The following is a 2,552-nucleotide window of genomic DNA, read 5'->3' as shown; positions in this document are numbered from 1 at the left end:
CGCCAAGGTCGGCGACGACAAGCGCCGCGGCCGCCTGACGGTTGCCAACGCGCTGGACGAGTCCGAAGAGCGCGCGCGGTCCGTTGCGGCGTTCCGCCGCCGCACCGAACGCCTCAAGAAGCAGGCGCAAGGATTCCAGATGCCGACCGAGAAGATGAGCCGCGAGGTCATCATTCCGGAGGCCATCACCATCCAGGAACTCGCCAACCGCATGGCCGAGCGCGCCGTCGACATCATCAAGATGCTGATGAAGCAGGGCAACATGCATACGATCAACGATGTGATCGATGCCGATACCGCGCAGATCATCGCCGAGGAAATGGGCCACAAGGTCAAGCGAGTGTCGGAAGCCGACGTCGTCGAAGGCCTTGCCGGTGACAGCGATACCGACGAGCAGCTCAAGTCCCGCCCGCCGGTTGTCACCATCATGGGGCACGTCGACCACGGCAAGACCTCGCTGCTCGATGCGCTGCGCAAGACCAACGTGGTGTCCGGCGAAGCGGGTGGCATCACCCAGCACATCGGCGCGTACCAGGTGGAAACGCCCAATGGCGTCGTTACCTTCATCGATACGCCGGGCCATGAGGCCTTCACCTCGATGCGTGCGCGTGGCGCTCAGGCCACCGACATCGTCATTCTCGTGGTCGCTGCCGATGACGGCGTGATGCCGCAGACGGTGGAAGCCATCAACCACGCGCGCGCGGCCAATGTGCCGATCATCGTGGCGATCAACAAGATCGACAAGCCCGCCGCGAACCCCACGCGCGTTCGGAACGAACTGCTGAAATACGAGATCGTCGTCGAAAGCATGGGCGGCGACACGATCGAGGTCGAAGTCTCGGCCTTGAAGGGCACCAATCTCGACAAGCTGCTGGAACTGATCCTGCTGCAGGCCGAAGTGCTCGACCTCAAGGCCAACCCGGACCGCGAGGCCGGCGGCATGGTGGTGGAAGCGCAGCTCGACAAGGGACGCGGCCCCGTGGCCACGGTCCTCGTACAGCGCGGCACCCTGAAGCTCGGCGACATCTTCGTCGCAGGTTCCGCCTGGGGCCGCGTGCGCGCGCTCGTCAACGACAAGGGCGTGCAGGTGAAGGAGGCATTGCCTTCGACACCGGTCGAGGTCCTCGGCCTCAACTCGGCTCCGGAAGCCGGCGACCAGTTCGACGTGGTGGCCAGCGAAGCCCGCGCCCGCGAAGTGACGGATTATCGCGAGCGCAAGCGCCGCGAGACACGTGGCGCATCGGCGGCACGTTCTTCGCTCGAGCAGATGATGTCGGCGATGAAGGACGGGAACGTCAAGGAGTTCCCCATCCTCGTCAAGGCCGACGTGCAGGGCTCGGCGGAAGCGATCGTGCAGGCGCTGGAGAAGATCGGCAACGCCGAAATCCGCTCGCGCGTCATCCACTACGCCGTGGGCGGCATCAACGAAAGCGACATCGGGCTGGCGACGGCATCCGGTGCCGTGGTCCTCGGCTTCAACGTCCGTGCGTCGGGTCAGGCGCGGTCGGCGGCTGAGCGCGCAGGGATCGAGATCCGCTACTACAACATCATCTATGACCTGGTGGACGACATCAAGGCGGCCATGTCCGGCAAGCTCGCGCCGGAACTGCGCGAAACCTTCCTCGGCAATGCGAAGATCCTTGAGGTCTTCAACATCACCAAGGTCGGCAAGGTGGCAGGCTGCCAGGTCACCGAAGGCAACGTCCAGCGCGGCGCCAAGGTGCGCCTCATCCGCGACAACGTGGTCATTCACGAAGGCACGCTCTCGACGCTCAAGCGTTTCAAGGACGAGGTCAAGGAAGTCCCTGTCGGTCAGGAATGCGGCATGGCCTTCGAGAACTACCAGGACATGCGCGCGGGCGACGTCATCGAGTGCTTCCGCGTCGAAAAGGTCCAGCGCACGCTGGAGTAACGTCAACACTCTCCATGGCCGGGCCTGGCCCGGCCATCTCTCGCAGATCACCGGGACTGAGCCCGGTGATGGAGAGAGGATGGACATCGCATCATGAGCAAATCCTCCGCACCGTCCCAGCGCCAGCTGCGTGCCGGCGAACTGATCCGCCACGCGCTGGCGGACATCTTCCTGCGTGGTGAAAGCGGCGATCCCGATCTCGAGCGGCTGATCCCGACCGTGGTCGAGGTGCAGATTTCGCCCGACCTGAAGATCGCTACGGCCTTCGTCCGCACCTTCCAGCAGGGCAAGGAAAAACAGCTTCTGGAGGCCTTGAACCGCAACAGGAAGTATATCCGCGGGCTGGTTGCGCCGAAGCTGGAGATGAAGTTCACGCCGGAGATCCGATATCGTGTCGATACGGCACTGGATTACGTGACCAAGATCGAGAAGCTTCTGCAGAGCCCGGAAGTGGCACGCGACCTCGATAAAGAGGAATGAGTCCGATTGCAGCCTTTTCCCTTCTCCCAACCTTGTTGGGAGAAGGTGCCCGAAGGGCGGATGAAGGCTGCGATGCAAGGCATCGCGGTCTGTCCGCGCCCGTCGGAGCGACCGGCGTCTCGCGGTGCGAGCCGCCAGCCCTCATCCGGCCGCGCGGGGC

At 64.0% G+C, this 2,552-nt stretch carries 2 protein-coding genes; both read left to right on the top strand.

Features of this window, described 5'->3' with window-relative positions; translation table 11 throughout:
• Window positions 1–1,912 (top strand): translation initiation factor IF-2 (gene infB, locus ACEW8Q_RS01570; protein ID WP_373502297.1); only part of this gene is annotated, 1,912 nt, incomplete at its 5' end.
• 93 nt (window positions 1,913–2,005) lie between these two features.
• Window positions 2,006–2,392, top strand: coding sequence for a 30S ribosome-binding factor RbfA (rbfA, locus tag ACEW8Q_RS01565; protein ID WP_373502296.1), 387 nt, complete (start codon window positions 2,006–2,008; stop codon window positions 2,390–2,392).
• Window positions 2,393–2,552: the final 160 nt, after the last annotated feature.

This window comes from Aestuariivirga sp., from assembly GCF_041738905.1.
Lineage (GTDB): Bacteria > Pseudomonadota > Alphaproteobacteria > Rhizobiales > Aestuariivirgaceae > Aestuariivirga.
This window is presented reverse-complemented; position numbering and strand designations above follow the sequence as displayed.